The organism is Exiguobacterium sp. s48, assembly GCF_018617395.1.
In the GTDB taxonomy this organism is placed as follows: domain Bacteria; phylum Bacillota; class Bacilli; order Exiguobacteriales; family Exiguobacteriaceae; genus Exiguobacterium.
Genome location: NZ_JACSKC010000001.1, coordinates 1,134,762 through 1,150,339, shown reverse-complemented (window position 1 = coordinate 1,150,339; position 15,578 = coordinate 1,134,762). Strand labels below are relative to the sequence as shown.

16 protein-coding genes are annotated in these 15,578 nt (G+C 47.9%); 13 read left to right on the top strand and 3 right to left on the bottom strand.

Going from position 1 to position 15,578, the window contains the following annotated elements:
* Nucleotides 1–24 precede the first annotated feature (24 nt).
* The 8 genes from rpmI (at nt 25) to pheT (ending at nt 7,015) form a co-directional block, all read left to right on the top strand.
* Complete coding sequence (gene rpmI, locus KNO66_RS05940; protein WP_012726697.1) at nt 25–219, top strand: 50S ribosomal protein L35; 195 nt, start codon at nt 25–27, stop codon at nt 217–219.
* 28 nt (nt 220–247) lie between these two features.
* The gene (rplT, locus tag KNO66_RS05935; protein ID WP_012726696.1) at nt 248–607 is read left to right on the top strand and encodes a 50S ribosomal protein L20; all 360 of its coding nucleotides are present in this window, start codon (nt 248–250) and stop codon (nt 605–607) included.
* Between the two features lie 86 nt (nt 608–693).
* A complete protein-coding gene (locus tag KNO66_RS05930; protein ID WP_214741308.1) occupies nt 694–948 on the top strand; it encodes a hypothetical protein in 255 nt (84 codons plus the stop codon).
* Nucleotides 949–972: 24 nt separating this feature from the next.
* On the top strand, nt 973–1,455 hold the full coding sequence (locus KNO66_RS05925; protein ID WP_159562524.1) for a dUTP diphosphatase: 483 nt from the start codon (nt 973–975) through the stop codon (nt 1,453–1,455).
* Between the two features lie 19 nt (nt 1,456–1,474).
* Nucleotides 1,475–2,554, top strand: coding sequence for a M42 family metallopeptidase (locus tag KNO66_RS05920; protein WP_214741306.1), 1,080 nt, complete (start codon nt 1,475–1,477; stop codon nt 2,552–2,554).
* A gap of 1 nt (nt 2,555) precedes the next feature.
* Entirely contained in the window at nt 2,556–3,302 is a 747-nt protein-coding gene (locus tag KNO66_RS05915; protein WP_214741304.1) for a TrmH family RNA methyltransferase, read from the top strand.
* A 302-nt stretch (nt 3,303–3,604) separates the two neighbouring features.
* A complete protein-coding gene (gene pheS, locus KNO66_RS05910) occupies nt 3,605–4,627 on the top strand; it encodes a phenylalanine--tRNA ligase subunit alpha (RefSeq protein WP_159562521.1) in 1,023 nt (340 codons plus the stop codon).
* A gap of 12 nt (nt 4,628–4,639) precedes the next feature.
* Nucleotides 4,640–7,015, top strand: a complete 2,376-nt coding sequence (pheT, locus tag KNO66_RS05905) for a phenylalanine--tRNA ligase subunit beta (RefSeq protein ID WP_214741302.1) — start codon at nt 4,640–4,642, stop codon at nt 7,013–7,015.
* A gap of 39 nt (nt 7,016–7,054) precedes the next feature.
* Here pheT and KNO66_RS05900 read toward each other — a convergent pair whose 3' ends face one another.
* The 3 genes from KNO66_RS05900 to rnhC all read right to left on the bottom strand — a co-directional run bounded on the left by KNO66_RS05900 (nt 7,055) and on the right by rnhC (nt 10,175).
* Nucleotides 7,055–8,077 carry a PTS sugar transporter subunit IIC gene (locus KNO66_RS05900; RefSeq protein WP_214741300.1) on the bottom strand — a complete coding sequence of 341 codons (1,023 nt, stop codon included), beginning with the start codon at nt 8,075–8,077 and terminating at the stop codon, nt 7,055–7,057.
* A gap of 299 nt (nt 8,078–8,376) precedes the next feature.
* A complete protein-coding gene (locus tag KNO66_RS05895) occupies nt 8,377–9,189 on the bottom strand; it encodes an alpha/beta fold hydrolase (protein ID WP_214741298.1) in 813 nt (270 codons plus the stop codon).
* Between the two features lie 71 nt (nt 9,190–9,260).
* Nucleotides 9,261–10,175 carry a ribonuclease HIII gene (gene rnhC, locus KNO66_RS05890; RefSeq protein ID WP_214742391.1) on the bottom strand — a complete coding sequence of 305 codons (915 nt, stop codon included), beginning with the start codon at nt 10,173–10,175 and terminating at the stop codon, nt 9,261–9,263.
* 113 nt (nt 10,176–10,288) lie between these two features.
* Between rnhC and KNO66_RS05885 the strand changes: the two genes are divergently transcribed.
* From KNO66_RS05885 to KNO66_RS05865, 5 genes are all read left to right on the top strand, one after another.
* Nucleotides 10,289–10,693, top strand: a complete 405-nt coding sequence (locus tag KNO66_RS05885) for a hypothetical protein (RefSeq protein ID WP_251125838.1) — start codon at nt 10,289–10,291, stop codon at nt 10,691–10,693.
* The gene (locus KNO66_RS05880; protein ID WP_214741296.1) at nt 10,693–11,214 is read left to right on the top strand and encodes an NfeD family protein; all 522 of its coding nucleotides are present in this window, start codon (nt 10,693–10,695) and stop codon (nt 11,212–11,214) included. The genes KNO66_RS05885 and KNO66_RS05880 overlap by 1 nt, the downstream gene beginning before the upstream one ends.
* Nucleotides 11,215–11,217: 3 nt before the next feature.
* On the top strand, nt 11,218–12,738 hold the full coding sequence (locus tag KNO66_RS05875) for a flotillin lipid rafts scaffold protein FloT (protein ID WP_214741295.1): 1,521 nt from the start codon (nt 11,218–11,220) through the stop codon (nt 12,736–12,738).
* Nucleotides 12,739–12,869: 131 nt separating this feature from the next.
* A complete protein-coding gene (locus KNO66_RS05870) occupies nt 12,870–13,841 on the top strand; it encodes a BMP family lipoprotein (RefSeq protein ID WP_214741293.1) in 972 nt (323 codons plus the stop codon).
* Nucleotides 13,838–15,481: a methyl-accepting chemotaxis protein gene (locus KNO66_RS05865; protein WP_214741291.1), complete on the top strand. Its 1,644-nt coding sequence runs from the start codon at nt 13,838–13,840 to the stop codon at nt 15,479–15,481. The genes KNO66_RS05870 and KNO66_RS05865 overlap by 4 nt, the downstream gene beginning before the upstream one ends.
* Nucleotides 15,482–15,578 lie beyond the last annotated feature (97 nt).

The window sequence follows — 15,578 nt, the reverse complement described above, 5'->3', positions numbered from 1 at the left end:
ATTCTCAGTGGGGAGGAAATACTCATGCCGAAAATGAAATCGCACCGCGGTGCTTCAAAACGTTTCAAACGTACAGCATCAGGTAAACTCAAGCGTTCACACGCTTACACAAGTCACTTGTTCGCAAACAAATCGACTAAAGCAAAACGTAAGCTCCGTAAAGGCGCTATCGTATCAGCTGGAGACTTCAAACGCATTCGCAACATGATCGCGAAGTAATACAGAAACAATTTAGGAGGGAATCCATATGCCACGCGTAAAAGGCGGTTATACGACTCGTCAACGTCGTAAAAAGCAAATTAAACTTGCCAAAGGATACTTTGGTTCGAAACACATTCTATTTAAAGTAGCAAAACAACAGGTCATGAAGTCACTCATGTACGCTTACCGTGACCGTCGTCAGAAGAAACGTGATTTCCGTCGTCTTTGGATCACACGTATCAATGCGGCAGCACGCACAAACGGTCTCTCATACAGCCGTATGATGCACGGCCTCAAGCTTGCAGGAATCGACATCAACCGTAAGATGCTTGCTGAGCTTGCTGTGACAGATGCACAGGCATTCGCGTCACTCGCTGAAACAGCTAAATCAAAATTGAACGCGTAATCGTTCAATCGACAGCGCCGAGACACTCTCTCGGCGCTTTCTTTTTTCTGTAGAATTTCTTAGAATAAAGAGAAGGAGGAAAGCGCATGAATCAATCGGTTGTCGCGATCGTCGCCTTAGCCCTTATTGTGTTGAATGTCTATACTTATATTCGAGCAAAACAGTACACACATGGGAAAGGCGATTTTAACGTCCTATATGCCTATGCGGGAGGAGCCATCGGTGCCTTGTTCGGTCTTCATTTGACACGAAAGAAGACGGTTCATGCCCCAAAACTGCTTCAATTACAAGTATTGATTTTAGCAGTGGGCTGGTCTTTAATGATTTTAGTATTGCTATAAGTGGAGATAGAGGAGGAACATCCGGTGAACTGGACAACATTGTTTGATCGGCAGCGCGAATTAGACGAGCGGATCAAAGTACAACATGGATTATCCGGCAATCAATTCGATGAACGGTTACTGGCGCTGCTTGTCGAGCTCGGTGAACTGGCTAACGAAACACGTAGCTTTAAATTTTGGTCGAAGAAAGGACCGTCGCCTCAAGATGTGATCTTAGAAGAATATGTGGACGGCATTCATTTCTTACTGTCACTTGGTCTTGCGCTCGGGTATGAACGAGATGCGTTTCCTGCGGGAAGCTCATATCTTGATGCGACTGATGCTTTTTTAGATATTTATCGAAAAGTGACGAACTTTGGTCTTTCAAAAACGGAAGCCATGTACGAGACGCTGATGGCAGCTTATCTCGAACTTGGTTATACGCTCGGTTTTAATGAGCAACTCATTTTACTGGCATACATGAATAAAAATGAAGTGAACCATGAGCGACAAAATCAAGGATATTAATGAAAAGGAGCGGATTGGTATGAATGAATCGTTACATATGTTAAAACGTTTGACAGACGCGACAGGAGTTCCGGGAAATGAGGGAGAAGTCCGTCAATTGATGCGTGAATATCTCGAACCGCACGTCGAATCGTTTGAACAGGATGGGCTCGGAAGCTTATTTGGCCAAGTGACAGGAGATGCTGAAGGGCCACGTGTCATGATTGCGGGTCACATGGATGAAGTCGGGTTTATGGTGACACGTGTGGAAGAGAGTGGATTCCTTCGTTTCCAAGCGCTCGGTGGCTGGTGGAACCAGGTGCTATTGGCACAACGCATGGATGTGGTCACACGGTCTGGTGAAAAGATTCCAGGCGTCATTGGTGCGAAACCACCTCATGTTCTACCACTTGAGGCACGGAAAAAGCCCGTCGAAATCAAAGATATGTTCTTAGACATCGGTGCAACGTCGAAGGACGAAGTGGCTGAATGGGGAATTCGTCCAGGCGATACGGTCGTGCCGCATTGTGAATTCACCGTCATGAAAAATGAGAACTTCTTAATGGCGAAGGCTTGGGATAACCGCATCGGATGTGCAATTGCTATCGAAGCGGCGAAACGTTTGAAGGAAGAATCGTTCCCAGGTGTCGTTTACACAGGAGCGACGGTACAGGAAGAGGTTGGCTTACGTGGAGCAGTGACCGCTGCCAACTTGATTCGTCCGGACGTGGCGATTGCTGTCGATACAGGCATTCCGAGTGATACGCCAGGGATGACCCAAGCAGAAGGGTTATCAAAACTCGGAGACGGGGTTCAGGTCATCTTCTTTGATGCGACTACCGTCACGAACCCACGCCTTGTCGATCTGATCGTTGACGTGGCCAAAGAGCAAGAAATCAAGTATCAATTGGACTTAACACCAGGCGGTGGTACCGATGCAGGGCGGTTCCATCTATCTGGAATTGGGATGCCGGCCATCGCGTTGACGGTGCCGGTCCGCTATTTACACACGAACGTGTCCATCATCCATAAAGATGATTACGAGGCAGCGGTACAACTCGTTGTCGCATTGACGAAACGTTTAGACCACGAAACGGTCCAATGGTTGAAAGAGGGATAATATGACGAAGATTACGTCTACGAAGAGCGAGACGATTAAACGATTAAAACGATTGATGACGAAAAAAGGTCGTCAAGAAACGGGTCAATTTCTAGTAGAAGGAGAGCATTTGGTGGACGAGGCCATTCGTGCCGGCCGACTCGTCCAACTCATCGTGGCTGAGTCGTATTCACCAAAAGGAACATGGCGACTCGAAGAGATGCCGGTTCTCGAGTTATCCGATCACGTCGCAGATCTTCTTTCCGAAACGGAAAAGACTCAAGGTGTATTTGCTGTTGTGAAGATGACACCGGTAGAACGAAAAATGAAGAAAGTACTCGTACTAGATCGAGTACAAGACCCGGGTAATCTCGGGACGATGATTCGGACAGCGGATGCTGCCGGATTCGATACGGTGCTACTTGGGAAAGGGACGGTCGATCCGTTCAACGCCAAAGTCGTACGTGCCACACAAGGGTCGCTGTTTCACGTGAACGTGACCTCGGTCGACTTGCTTGAAAAGTTACCTGAGCTAAAAGAGGACGGATTCCACGTCTACGGCACAGCTCTCTCAAAGGCGACATCGTATGAGCAAGTTGCATTCGAAGACAAAGTGGCCCTCGTCATCGGGAATGAGGCGCAAGGGGTTCATGCTGATGTACTAGCACTCTGTGATACGCGTGTGCATATTCCGGTGCTCGGCGACGCGGAATCGCTCAATGCGGCGGTCGCTGCAGGTATTTTAATGTATCGCATCGCTTTACAATAATCTTGTCAGCACGTGAAAAACGTGATAGGTTAAACACATCGATGAATAAGATATGACGTTGAAAGAACATAGTAAGCGAATGACCGATTCCGTTCAGGGAGCAAGGGCCGTGACTGAGAGCCTTTGCCGGATTCGTCGCTGAATTCACTCTGGAGTCGTGTTGGAGACAACACCGGTTTGGCATCACGATACTGATGCTCTCAAGTGGGCCATGTAGTGGCCAAGTAGGGTGGTACCGCGATGATTCGTCCCTTCAGTCAACGACTGAAGGGACTTTTTTATGTAGAGGAGGAAGCAAACACATGAAAGAACAATTAGAACAGTTACAGGTGGAAGCGTTAGAAGAAATCAAACAGGCGTCCACACAAAAATCATTGAATGACGTCCGCATCAAATATTTAGGGAAAAAAGGACCGATGACCGAGGTCCTTCGTGGCATGGGTAAATTGTCTGCCGAGGAACGTCCGGTCATTGGTGAACTGGCCAATACCGTACGTACCGCGATTCAAAGCACGCTCGATGCTCGAATCGAAGAAGTGAAGGCGATTGAGTTAGAAGAAAAGTTGAAAGCGGAAACGCTCGATGTGACGCTCCCGGGACGCACATCGACTCCTGGACACAGTCACCTCTTACAACAGATCATCGACGAGATGGAAGACTTGTTCGTTGGCCTCGGATATACGATTGCTGAAGGTCCTGAAGTCGAAACCGATCTCTACAACTTCGAAATGCTCAACTTGCCGAAAGACCACCCGGCACGAGACATGCAAGACTCGTTCTATATCACGGAAGAGACGTTACTTCGTACTCATACGTCTCCTGTACAGGCTCGCACGATGTTGGAGGCGAACGGAAAACCGATTCGCATCATCTGCCCAGGAAAAGTATATCGTCGTGATGAAGACGATGCGACGCACTCGCATCAATTCATGCAAATCGAAGGGTTGGTTGTCGACGAATCTATTTCGATGGCTGACTTGAAAGGAACACTCGAAGTGTTCGTGAAGCAGTTGTTCGGAGAAACGCGCGAAATTCGTCTCCGTCCAAGCTTCTTCCCGTTCACTGAACCATCGGTCGAAGTGGACATCTCTTGCTTCAAGTGTGGTGGGAAAGGATGTAACGTCTGTAAAGGAACCGGTTGGATTGAGATTCTCGGAGGCGGAATGGTCCATCCGCATGTATTGGAGATGGCTGGCTATGACTCATCAAAAGTGTCAGGGTTCGCATTCGGAATCGGAGTGGAGCGTATGGCGATGCTCAAACACGGCGTCGACGACATCCGCCATTTCTACACAAATGACTTACGTTTCATCGAGCAATTCTAAGGAGGAAGACAGATGTTACTTTCAAAAAAATGGTTGAATCAATATATTGATGTATCCGATTTAAGCGGAGAAGCGCTCGGCGACTTGATCACGAAAAACGGAATCGAAGTCGAAAGTGTGACAAATCGTGGGGAAGGACTTTCGGGGATCGTCGTCGGTCGTGTCCTTTCGTGTGAGAAACATCCAGAAGCAGATAAATTAAATGTGACGAAAGTGGACATCGGAGAATGTGATCCTGTTCAAATCGTCTGCGGTGCACCGAACGTAAGCGAAGGGCAACATGTGATCGTGGCCAAAGTTGGCGCGCGCTTACCAGGGCTTAAGATTAAAAAAGCAAAACTTCGCGGTGTCGAATCACAAGGGATGATTTGTTCGCTCGAAGAGCTTGGATTTGAGAAGAAACAAATTCGGGAAGACGAGCAAGATGGGATCCACACATTCCGTGAATCCGTACAAGTCGGAGCGGACGTGCTCGATTTACTCGACTTGAACGATGAGGTCATCGAACTCGGCTTGACTCCGAACCGTTCAGATTGCTTGAGCCTCTATGGAATCATTCATGAAGTGGCGGCAATTCTAGAACGTCCATACACGTTGCCGACGGCAGATGTCACGTCATCATCACCATCGGAGGTATCTATCGAACTTGCGACACCGAACTGTTCATATTACGCAGCTCGTGAAGTCAAAGGGGTAACGATTGCAGAATCTCCACAATGGCTTAAAAACATCTTGATCGCAGAGGGCGTTCGCCCAATCAATAACATTGTCGACGTGACGAACTACGTGATGCTTGAAATCGGACAGCCACTTCATGCATTCGATGCGAAGAAACTCGGGAACTCGATTGTGGTTCGTCAAGCTGAAAATGGAGAAGAAATGGTCACACTCGATGACGTGACGCGCACGCTTGATTCATCGATGATGGTGATTACGGACGGGCAAGCTCCAGTCGCCATCGCAGGCGTCATGGGTGGTGCCAATACAGAAGTGGATGCGACGACTACAGATATCGTCTTGGAGTCGGCTTATTTTGACCCTGCATCTGTTCGTAAGACGAGCCGTACGCTCGGTCTACGTTCAGATTCAAGCGCTCGTTTCGAAAAAGGCGTTGATCCAGAACGTGTCATGCTCGCGCTCGATCGCGCTGCGCAACTGATTGTCGAACTCGGTGGAGGAGCCATTCATGATGCGGTGCGTTCAGGTGAAGCCGAATCACGTGCCCGAGAAATCCAAGTGTCGATTGACTATATCAACAAGCGCTTAGGAATGATGCTCGATCGTCAGACGATCGTTCACATCCTTGAGCGTCTCGGTCTCGCGACAGAAGGAGATGACGTGTTGACAGTCCACATTCCATCGCGTCGTCCGGATTTAGAACTTCCGGCTGACATCACAGAAGAAGTGGCACGTCTATACGGATATGATAGTCTCCCATCGACGTTACCTGCCTCTCAATCGAAAGGCTATTTGCCAGCAATCAACGTATTGCGCAGACAGACACGTCGCTTGTTACAAGGAGTCGGCTTATCACAAGCCATTACGTACTCGTTAACGAGTGAGGCACATGCGACTCGCTTCGGTGGAAAAGTCGATCAGCTCGTCCGTTTAGCGATGCCGATGAGTGAAGAACGTTCAGTCCTTCGTACGTCGCTCGTTCCTGGGTTGTTAGAGGCGGCACGTTATAATACGGCCCGTCAACAATCGAACGTCGCACTTTACGAAACAGGACGTGTCTACACGGAGCAAGGGGATACTTTACCGCGTGAGAAAGAACGAGTAGCTGGCGTCGTCACAGGTCTTTGGATGGACCATCGTTCGCAAGGAACACGGATTCCGGGTGACTATTTCGTCGCAAAAGGGATTGTCGATACGTTGGTCCAAACGCTTCGCCTTGATGTCACGTATGAAGCCGTATCGATGCCTGATATGCACCCGGGCCGCACGGCGAACATCTTGATGGACGGAGAGGTCATCGGATACGTCGGACAAGTGCATCCGGGAACATCGAAAGACGTCTACGGTATGAAGGAAGTATATGTGTTCGAACTCGACCTTTTGGCCCTTCGTGGAGACGAGACACTTCTTTATCAAGACGTCCCACGTTACCCATCGATTTCACGAGATTTGGCACTTGTCTTATCACGTGAGATTCCAGCAGGTACTGTGGAACAAACGATCCGCCAAGCGGCTGGTCCACTCTTGATTGACCTCGTCTTGTTTGACGTGTATACAGGGGAGAACGTTGGGGCGAATGAGAAGTCGATTGCCTTCTCACTCAAGTTCCAAGACCCATCACGAACGTTACAGGATGAAGAAGTAACGACAGCATATGAAACAATCGTCGAGGCGGTCCGTACGACACACGGCGCTGAACTACGAGCGTAAAAATAGGGAGCGTTGTCCACTGTGACAACGCTCCTTTTATTATTGAATCTCGAGTGCGAGATCGCCGAACTTCGTCCATCCGACAAGACTCGTGACACGATAAAGTGCCCATGTAATGAGTGCAGGAAGAACAACCCCGGTCACCGTAAAGATAAGGAATGCATCCAACCCTTGGACTGCTAAAATCTGAAGCGGGGCGATGAGGGAGTTCAGACCGAGACCCGCGATCTCGTACGGGACTTGGAGTGAGAACATCAAAGTGGCAATCGGTGCGGAAATCATCGCGGCGATGAACGGTGGGACGACGATTCGCGGATTTTTGATGATATTTGGAAACTGCACTTTCGGTGTGACAAAGAAAGAGGCGACCAATCCACCTGGGTCGGTTTGGCGGTATGCCATTAATGTGAAGCCAACAAATTGAGCAGAGCAACCGATCAAGGCAGCGGCGCTGGCGACAGGATCCAGTTGAAGGGCGATGGCGAGTGCGGCAGATGATGCAGGTGACATGAGCATGACACTGAAGACAAGCGCGATGACAAGAGATGTGGCAATCGGTGACGTTTCAACGGATGCGGTGATTCCTTGGCTGATCGAGTTGATGAGAGGAGTCGTGACCGCTGCCGCAGCAACGCCGACAATCCCACCTCCGAGAACGGCCGTGACCGGAACGACCATCATATCAAACTTTGTTTTTCCGAGGACCCGTTTTCCAAGCCAGACAGCAGCCGCCGCTGCAATCAATGCGCTAATCGGTTGACCTGGAACGAGGACGAGTCCGCTTTCTGTCGCTTTTAAAGCTGCACCGCCAATGGTTGCGGCAATCATCGCGCTAAACAAGATGAGCGTGTTGCTCCCAAGTTGAAACGCGACGCCGGCACCTAATGCGGGTGCCAACAGTGATTTGGCAACTTGTCCAATTTGAACGAGCATCGCGATTCCGGTCAAATTACCAATCGTCTCGATCAATAGACCGACACCGAGTGTGACGAGGACGGCGTTTGCCATACCTGCTGAAATTTTTACCATTCGATCCATCATATACTGCTTCACTTCCATCATCTCCTCTATGTCTATATGCCAATAAAAAAACCTATCCATCAAGGATAGGCGCGGTTTCAATCTGCAGGCGCCTGTCCGATTACCACGGGAACAAGGGCCTGAAAAGTCGTTTTTGAAAACAAAACGATTTCAGTCCCTCAGTCGAATAATAATCAGCAGGCTGTTCATATGTACAGGATTGGACATCTTGAGCATCTCCTCTTCGTTGGATTTGCTAAAGAATACCATCTATTTTTGTAATAATCAATATTTTCTGAAAATAAAAAGAAAAAAATCAGGAAGCCTAGTGGCCTCCTGATTTAGCTCATTTGTAATGAACGTGCTTGAATCTGATGATCGATAAAGTTCATCGACAACGAATTAAATCGATCAGGTTGGTCTACGTTGACGACATGTCCTGAGTCCGTGACGATTTCCACGATTGCCGTAGGTTGATGTTTCGCTGTTCGTTCGACAGCTTCGAGGAACATATAATCCTCATCACCCATAATATATAGGATTGGGACGTTCGTCTGAATCGACGTGAACTGGTTCAATAACGGGTTAATATTTTCCGTCATCTTGAACCAGCGGATAAATTCACGTTGACATAAGTTCGCTGCATCCCGGACGAACATCATTCTAGATTTTTTATGACGTTTTTTCGGGAGCAAAATCCAAGCGAACAACTTATACAGCCACATATAGGGGACGAAGTTTCGGACGAGGCTACCTAGCCGGATCAGCATGGTAGAGCGGACATTGAATTTGACGATGGCCCCGCCGAGAACGACCGAAGCGATACGATTCGGATAATGCTCGAACATGGCTTGAATGACAATCGTTCCTAACGAGAGTCCAACCATATGACCTTTTTCAATCCCTAGGTGGTCCATGACTTCAATCACATCTTTTGCGACCGCCTCGAACGTATAGGCATTCAGCGGTTGTTTAAGTGACTGTTCGGCGTCGTACGAACCGCCATGACCTCGTAAATCAACGAGTAACACATTATATTTTTTGCGAAATGGTCGAAGTTGACGATACCAATGAGACAGACTTCCGCCCGCTCCGTGTATAAAGATGACCCAAGGGTGGTCATCACTAATCGTATAGGTTTTATAATGCAGCATGAACGCTATCCTCCAAAAATTTTAAGTTCATTTAACCATAAAAAGAGTATACCATAATCGATGACGAAGCTCTACAAACGACGTTTGTTCAAGTTGATCGCTTTCTTCGTGTTCGCAAAATGTACTTTGGCAATTGATTGTAAAACCGCTTCTCCATGACGTCGTATGATTTGAGCGGCCACTTGGTCGACTTTTGCGCCTGCACCTTTTGGGAGGGTGACCCCGACTTGCTGACTGAGTTTATCCATTTCTTTTAAGAAAAAAGCACGAGCTAAAATGGATGCGGCTGCAACGGCGACGTGTAGCCCTTCGGCTTTCGTTGAAAAGTAGACGTCATCACGGACGACATCATTTTCGGCTCGGAGATGTTGGTAGTAGATGGATTTTTCCGCAAACTGATCGATTAAAACGGCAGCGGGCTTCACGTCGATTTTTTCAAGTAGCGCTCGGAGCGCAGCATTATGCGCGATGGCGGTCATCTTTCCTTGTGTCATCGTTCGTTGCATCTTGTTATAGACTGGATTATGCAATGTCGCCTTTTGATAAGGAATGGTTGCATGTAAATCCTTCGCGATCCGGATGATTTCAGGATCGGATAGCAGTTTGGAGTCCTTCACACCGAGTTCTTTGACGAGTGCAATTTTGTCATGTGACACGAATGCTGCGACGACGACGAGTGGTCCGAAATAGTCCCCTTTCCCGACCTCATCGCTTCCGACGACAGACCAATTTGAGAATCCTTCAGGTAAGATGGTGTTCGGTGCAGATGCTTGTTTCTTCTCGGCTGGTGTTCCCCATTTCACTGCCTCGGTCTCGGCATCTTTTCCTTGGAACATCACTTTCCCAGATTGATAGATGGTGACGACAAATCCTGGTGTCTTGGCACTGAATGTCGCATATGGTGGTGGTGAAACTGCATATTGTTGATACATCTTTTTTAATTTTTCTTGTGATGCACTTGATAGTTTGATGACTTGGTTGCCCAACATGAGCACTTCCTTTCTGGCTGGCAAATTCATTTTACATTTTTTTATGATTTTTTGAAACCAGAGATGAGCATTTGACGTATATGGAAGAGAGTAGAGAAAAGTGAGGTGAGATGGACGTGTGGTGGCGCGATGACACGCATCAAGATGAGATAGAAGAATTATATAAGCACATTCTCGAACTCGAAGAGAGGATTGCTAAATTAGTGGCTCATCAAGTGAGAGTGCGTCGGCTGCTGATGCAAGATTCTTCTGAGGACGTGACGAATCAAATCGTACAAGTTCAAAAAGAAGTGGAGTATTTTTTAAAGACGATGCGACTCGAACGGCAAGAACTTGTCGACATATATAATCGTCGACGTATTGAACGTTCGATTGGTCGAACTCGGGAAGCGAACGACTTATCCACATCATCACTGTCGGAATGGGATGCGGTTGAACATCAACTCGCATTAGAAGTCGAACAACTTCGAGCTGTTTTGATGATGGAACAAAGACGTCGACAGGAGGGCTGGTAATGGAGGCAATCGATCAACTGTATTGGTGGGTGTTGATCATCGCTGGTTTCGGAACGTTTGTTTATATGATGTTCTCTGATGCGTTCGATCTGTTCGAAGGATGGTTTAACCCTGCAGTCATTTTATCGTTCTTAGCACTTGGGGCAGGAATCGGACTTATTTTAAACGCATTGGCTCATGTCTCCCCGATGATTGGACTCGCTGTTGCACTCGTTGGGTCTCTCGCCCTGACAACGCTTCTTTATTTGTTTGTGCTTTTACCACTTTCAAATGCGGAAGAGTCCATTGGTTTGACGGATGAAGCATTAGTCGGTCGAGTCGGTCGGTTAACAGTTCCCATCCCTGAAGGAGGCTATGGGGAGGTCATGATTGAGACGGTCACGGGGTCCCTCTTAAAAACTGCACAAAGTATGGACGGAACAGCCATTTCGACTGAGTATCGGGTAGTCATCATTGAAGTAAAAGGAAATATCGCACTCGTCATGACATATGACGAACCAACGATTCGAGAGGAGAAATAACACATGAATACGGCTATTTTAGTGAGTATCATCGTCGGGGTCATCATCCTCGCACTCGTATTTGTATTCGTATTAAAATATCGCACAGTCGGACCGGATGAGGCGTTGATTGTGACAGGTAGTTATCTAGGTAAGAAAAATGTACATAGTGATGCATCTGGGAACCGTGTGAAAATCATTCGTGGTGGCGGTACGTTCGTCCTCCCTGTATTCCAGCAAGCGGAACCCCTCAGCTTGCTCTCAAGCAAATTAGAGGTAACGACGCCTGAGGTATATACGGAACAAGGTGTACCCGTCATGGCAGACGGAACGGCCATCATTAAAATCGGCGGATCGATCAGTGAAATCGCGACAGCGGCTGAACAATTTCTCGGAAAACCTAAAATTGAACGTGAGAATGAAGCACGCGAAGTACTTGAAGGGCATCTACGTTCCATTCTTGGATCGATGACAGTCGAAGAAATTTATAAAAATCGAGACAAGTTTTCTCAAGAAGTGCAACGTGTCGCTTCACAAGACTTGGCGAAGATGGGTTTGATTATCGTCTCGTTCACGATTAAAGACGTGCGGGATAAGAACGGCTACTTGGAATCACTCGGGAAGCCACGGATTGCGCAAGTGAAGCGTGATGCTGACATCGCGACAGCGGAAGCGGACAAAGAGACGCGCATCAAACAGGCGGAAGCCATGAAAGATGCGAAGAAGGCCGAACTTGAGCGTGCGTCTGAAATCGCGGAAGCTGAGAAAGAGAACCAACTCCGGATTGCGGCATATCGCCGTGAACAAGACGTTGCCAAAGCCCGGGCCGACCAAGCGTATGAGCTTGAGGAAGCGCGTGCGAAACAAGAAGTCACCGAACAACAGATGCAAGTTCAAATCATCGAGCGTCAAAAACAAATCGAGCTCGAAGAGAAAGAAATCATGCGTCGTGAGAAACAATATGATTCAGAAGTGAAGAAAAAAGCCGATGCGGATCGATACTCGATCGAACAGTCTGCCGCTGCGGACAAAGCACGTCAAATCGCAATCGCGGATGCTGAGAAGTATCGGATTGAAGCACAGGCAAAAGCCGATGCGGAACGCGTACGTTTGGCAGGTCTTGCAGAAGCGGATTCGGAACGTGCGAAAGGTGAGGCGGAAGCGGAAATCATCCGTTTGACTGGTCTTGCAGAAGCCGAAGCGAAAGAGAAGATCGCCGAAGCCTTCGCGCAATACGGACAAGCAGCGATTCTCGATATGGTCGTCAAGATGCTTCCTGATTATGCGAAAGAAATTGCATCGCCACTTGGTAACATCGATCAGATTACGGTCGTTGACACGGGGAGCGGTCAAAACGGTGGAGCCGGTAAAGTAACAGGTTACGCAACCGACCTCATGGCCTCACTTCAACAAACGTTAAAAGCTTCATCGGGCATCGATATGAAAGACTTGCTCGAGAACTTTGCTGGAAAAGGGAACGTTGCGAAAACGCCAACACCGGAGCGAGAATTAGCCGATACGACGGTTGCTGCTTCTAAAGAATAAGTGTACAAAGCCATGGACAATGTCTATGGCTTTTTTTATTCCCACAACTTTTAAAAAAAATCATGGAGAACAGTGCCTTCTCGGTCGATATAAGGGTTGTCAGACCATTAGAGAGAGGGAGTATTGAATACATGAAGAAAAGCATAATGCTCAGTACAATCACAGCCTGCACCCTTTGGTTGTCCGGTTGTCAGTCGGTAATCGACAACCCGAATACCACGGTAGAAGAACGACAGACGATGGGGGTCGTCCTATCTGACGTTGGTCTCGGGGACCAATCGTTCAGTGACGCAGCCATGCGTGGAATGGGTGAGCTACGTGAAACGGGCGATTGGTTCGTTGATTATCGTGAATTAGCAGAAACAGAGACGTATAAGGTTGGTTTTGAAGAATTGGTAGAAGAGGGACATGATGTGATCGTCGGTCTTGGTTTTGCGTGTCAAGAAGACTTAGAGGCTGTAGCGGCAGAACACCCAGATCAGCAATTTGCCCTCATTGATGGCGTGTCTGAACTTCCAAACGTCTTGAACATCACGTTCGAAGAGGGAGAAGGTAGTACGCTTGCTGGTGCGGTGGCCGGTCTTGAAACGGAATCCGATACGATCGGATTCATCGGTGGGATGGACATTGAACTCATTCAAAAATTTGAAGCAGGGTTTGAGCGTGGCGCGAAGGCAGTGAACGAGGATGTGGAGATGCTCGTCGATTTCTCAAATGACTTTGCTTCACCGGAACTCGGTCGTGAACTCGCTGAGAAGCAAATTAAAGAAGGGGCAGACGTTCTTTATGCAGCAGCGGGACTTACAGGGGTCGGTGTACTCGAAACGGCTGAAAAATACGGCATCAAAGCAATCGGAGTCGATAGTGACCAATCGATGATCGCACCGGATGCGGTCGTGACATCGATGTTGAAACAAGTCGATTTGGCGATTGTGGAAATTGCGGGTCGTGTCACGGAAAAGCCATTTAATGATCATGTCATTCTAGGTATTGAAGAAGGTGGCGTTGGGTTAGCCCCACTTCGTCGTATTCAATGGGATGAAAAAGAGACAACGGAGTATGAATCAGTAGAACGTCAATTGAAGGAGGGGACACTCGAATGAGCTTACGTAAACGTTTTATCTTCTCGACCGTGTTCACCGTCGTCTTGATTGTTCTGATGATGAGCTATGTGTTGTCGACCTTGAATCGCTTACAAACGTATAATGAGCAGTACGGCAGTCAAATGATTGAATTGTCTCAACTTGAAACGTCACTTTTACAAGAGCAATCCCTCTGGACGTCACTTGGCGAACAGTCCAATCAATCGACGTTGACACAACTCGAACGGATTCGCGTGACGAACGAAGAAACATTTAGTGATTTGAAACAGTCTTATTTGATTCCGGCATTTTCAAATCATTTGGAACGGGCCACGATGAAATATGAGCAAGTGAATGAAGACGTCGAGTCGGCACTTGAAGGTGGGATCGGTGCTCGAATCCAGGCAGCGAAATTGGAAGGATTACTAAACGACATCAATACATTGATTGCGAAAAATGGATCATTTTATGAGGCACTTCAAGTAGAAGCGGCGGATGAGACGGAGCGTCTATTATGGATTTCGATTCTCTTGACGATTCTCGTGATTTTAGCCCTTGGTGTCTATAACTTCTTCTTTGCCCGTTCAATCACACGACCGCTCGAACGAAACGTAGAAGTAGCTGAAGCGATTGCGGCGGGACGTCTCGTCACGTTACCGGAATCGACGCGAAAAGATGAGATTGGTCGATTAGAACGTGCCATGCGAGATATGACGGCATCTCTTCAAACCGTGATTGGCTCAATTCGTGTCACGTCGATGAAAGTGAACGGCATGACCGAAACGGCAGCGGCTGAGAATGAGGCAGTCGTGAGTACAACGTCTAACATTACAAATGCTGTTGATGAAATGGCGCATGGTGCGCAATCGATCGCAAATGAATTGCAGGAGACACTCAGCTCGGTTCATACGATGGCGACTTCCTTTGAGACAAGCTTGAATCAGACGAAGCAGACGACGGAAGAAACGTCTGAGATGACACGTGAAGTAGCGGCTGGAATTGAGACGTTAACCGATCAAGAGCATATTCTCGACCGCTCAAGCGAACGGAATGAAGTGCTCGTCACACGAATGGACCACTTTGCGAGACAGACGGCAGAGATCGAATCGATGGCGAAACTCGTCGAAGATGTTGCGGCACAGACGAACTTACTCGCTTTGAACGCAGCGATTGAAGCGGCACGTGCTGGTGAAGCAGGACGTGGCTTCGCGGTCGTTGCGAGTGAAGTGAAGAAGTTGGCAGAAGAAAGCAATAAAGCAACCCGTTCCATTTTCCACGTCGTCGAAACGATTCAACAAGAAGTCGTACGTTTGACGGAAACGGTGAACGAATCAAAACGTGAGCAAGAAGCGCAACTAGAAGCGTTCGGATTGACGAAAGAAGCGTTCAACCGAATCCATGAACGAACAGACCATGTCGCTTCGTTCGTACGTACGATTGAGCAAGAGATGCGTACATCGAGTAACGAGGTAAACAACGTCTTGCGTCGAGTCGAGGAAGTATCTGGTGTGACAGAAGAATTGGCGGCTGGAAATGAAGAAGTGGCAGCCTCTATGAAAGAACAGCAAGCGAGCTTCGATCAAATCTTTACATTGATGCAAGAATTAGAAGGACAGGCGGCGGCACTTGCTGGTCAGGTCCAACATTTCGAAGAAGAATAATCTAGCGTGAACAGTATAAACGGAGGCCACGAGTTGGCCTTCGTTTTTTGTCATGGAATTGAGTGATTGAAGAGCGTTTCACGTATGAGTGCAGTCT

Bases quoted from the DNA above. Each gene is read 5' to 3' on its own strand.
- rpmI (WP_012726697.1), top strand. From the start codon at position 25: ATGCCGAAAATGAAATCGCACCGCGGTGCTTCAAAACGTTTCAAACGT.
- KNO66_RS05880 (WP_214741296.1), top strand. From the start codon at position 10,693: ATGGAGGCAATCGATCAACTGTATTGGTGGGTGTTGATCATCGCTGGT.
- KNO66_RS05870 (WP_214741293.1), top strand. From the start codon at position 12,870: ATGAAGAAAAGCATAATGCTCAGTACAATCACAGCCTGCACCCTTTGG.
- KNO66_RS05915 (WP_214741304.1), top strand. From the start codon at position 2,556: ATGACGAAGATTACGTCTACGAAGAGCGAGACGATTAAACGATTAAAA.
- KNO66_RS05900 (WP_214741300.1), bottom strand. From the start codon at position 8,077: ATGATGGAAGTGAAGCAGTATATGATGGATCGAATGGTAAAAATTTCA.
- rplT (WP_012726696.1), top strand. From the start codon at position 248: ATGCCACGCGTAAAAGGCGGTTATACGACTCGTCAACGTCGTAAAAAG.
- KNO66_RS05895 (WP_214741298.1), bottom strand. From the start codon at position 9,189: ATGCTGCATTATAAAACCTATACGATTAGTGATGACCACCCTTGGGTC.
- KNO66_RS05885 (WP_251125838.1), top strand. From the start codon at position 10,289: ATGGACGTGTGGTGGCGCGATGACACGCATCAAGATGAGATAGAAGAA.
- KNO66_RS05930 (WP_214741308.1), top strand. From the start codon at position 694: ATGAATCAATCGGTTGTCGCGATCGTCGCCTTAGCCCTTATTGTGTTG.
- KNO66_RS05920 (WP_214741306.1), top strand. From the start codon at position 1,475: ATGAATGAATCGTTACATATGTTAAAACGTTTGACAGACGCGACAGGA.
- KNO66_RS05875 (WP_214741295.1), top strand. From the start codon at position 11,218: ATGAATACGGCTATTTTAGTGAGTATCATCGTCGGGGTCATCATCCTC.
- pheT (WP_214741302.1), top strand. From the start codon at position 4,640: ATGTTACTTTCAAAAAAATGGTTGAATCAATATATTGATGTATCCGAT.
- KNO66_RS05865 (WP_214741291.1), top strand. From the start codon at position 13,838: ATGAGCTTACGTAAACGTTTTATCTTCTCGACCGTGTTCACCGTCGTC.
- pheS (WP_159562521.1), top strand. From the start codon at position 3,605: ATGAAAGAACAATTAGAACAGTTACAGGTGGAAGCGTTAGAAGAAATC.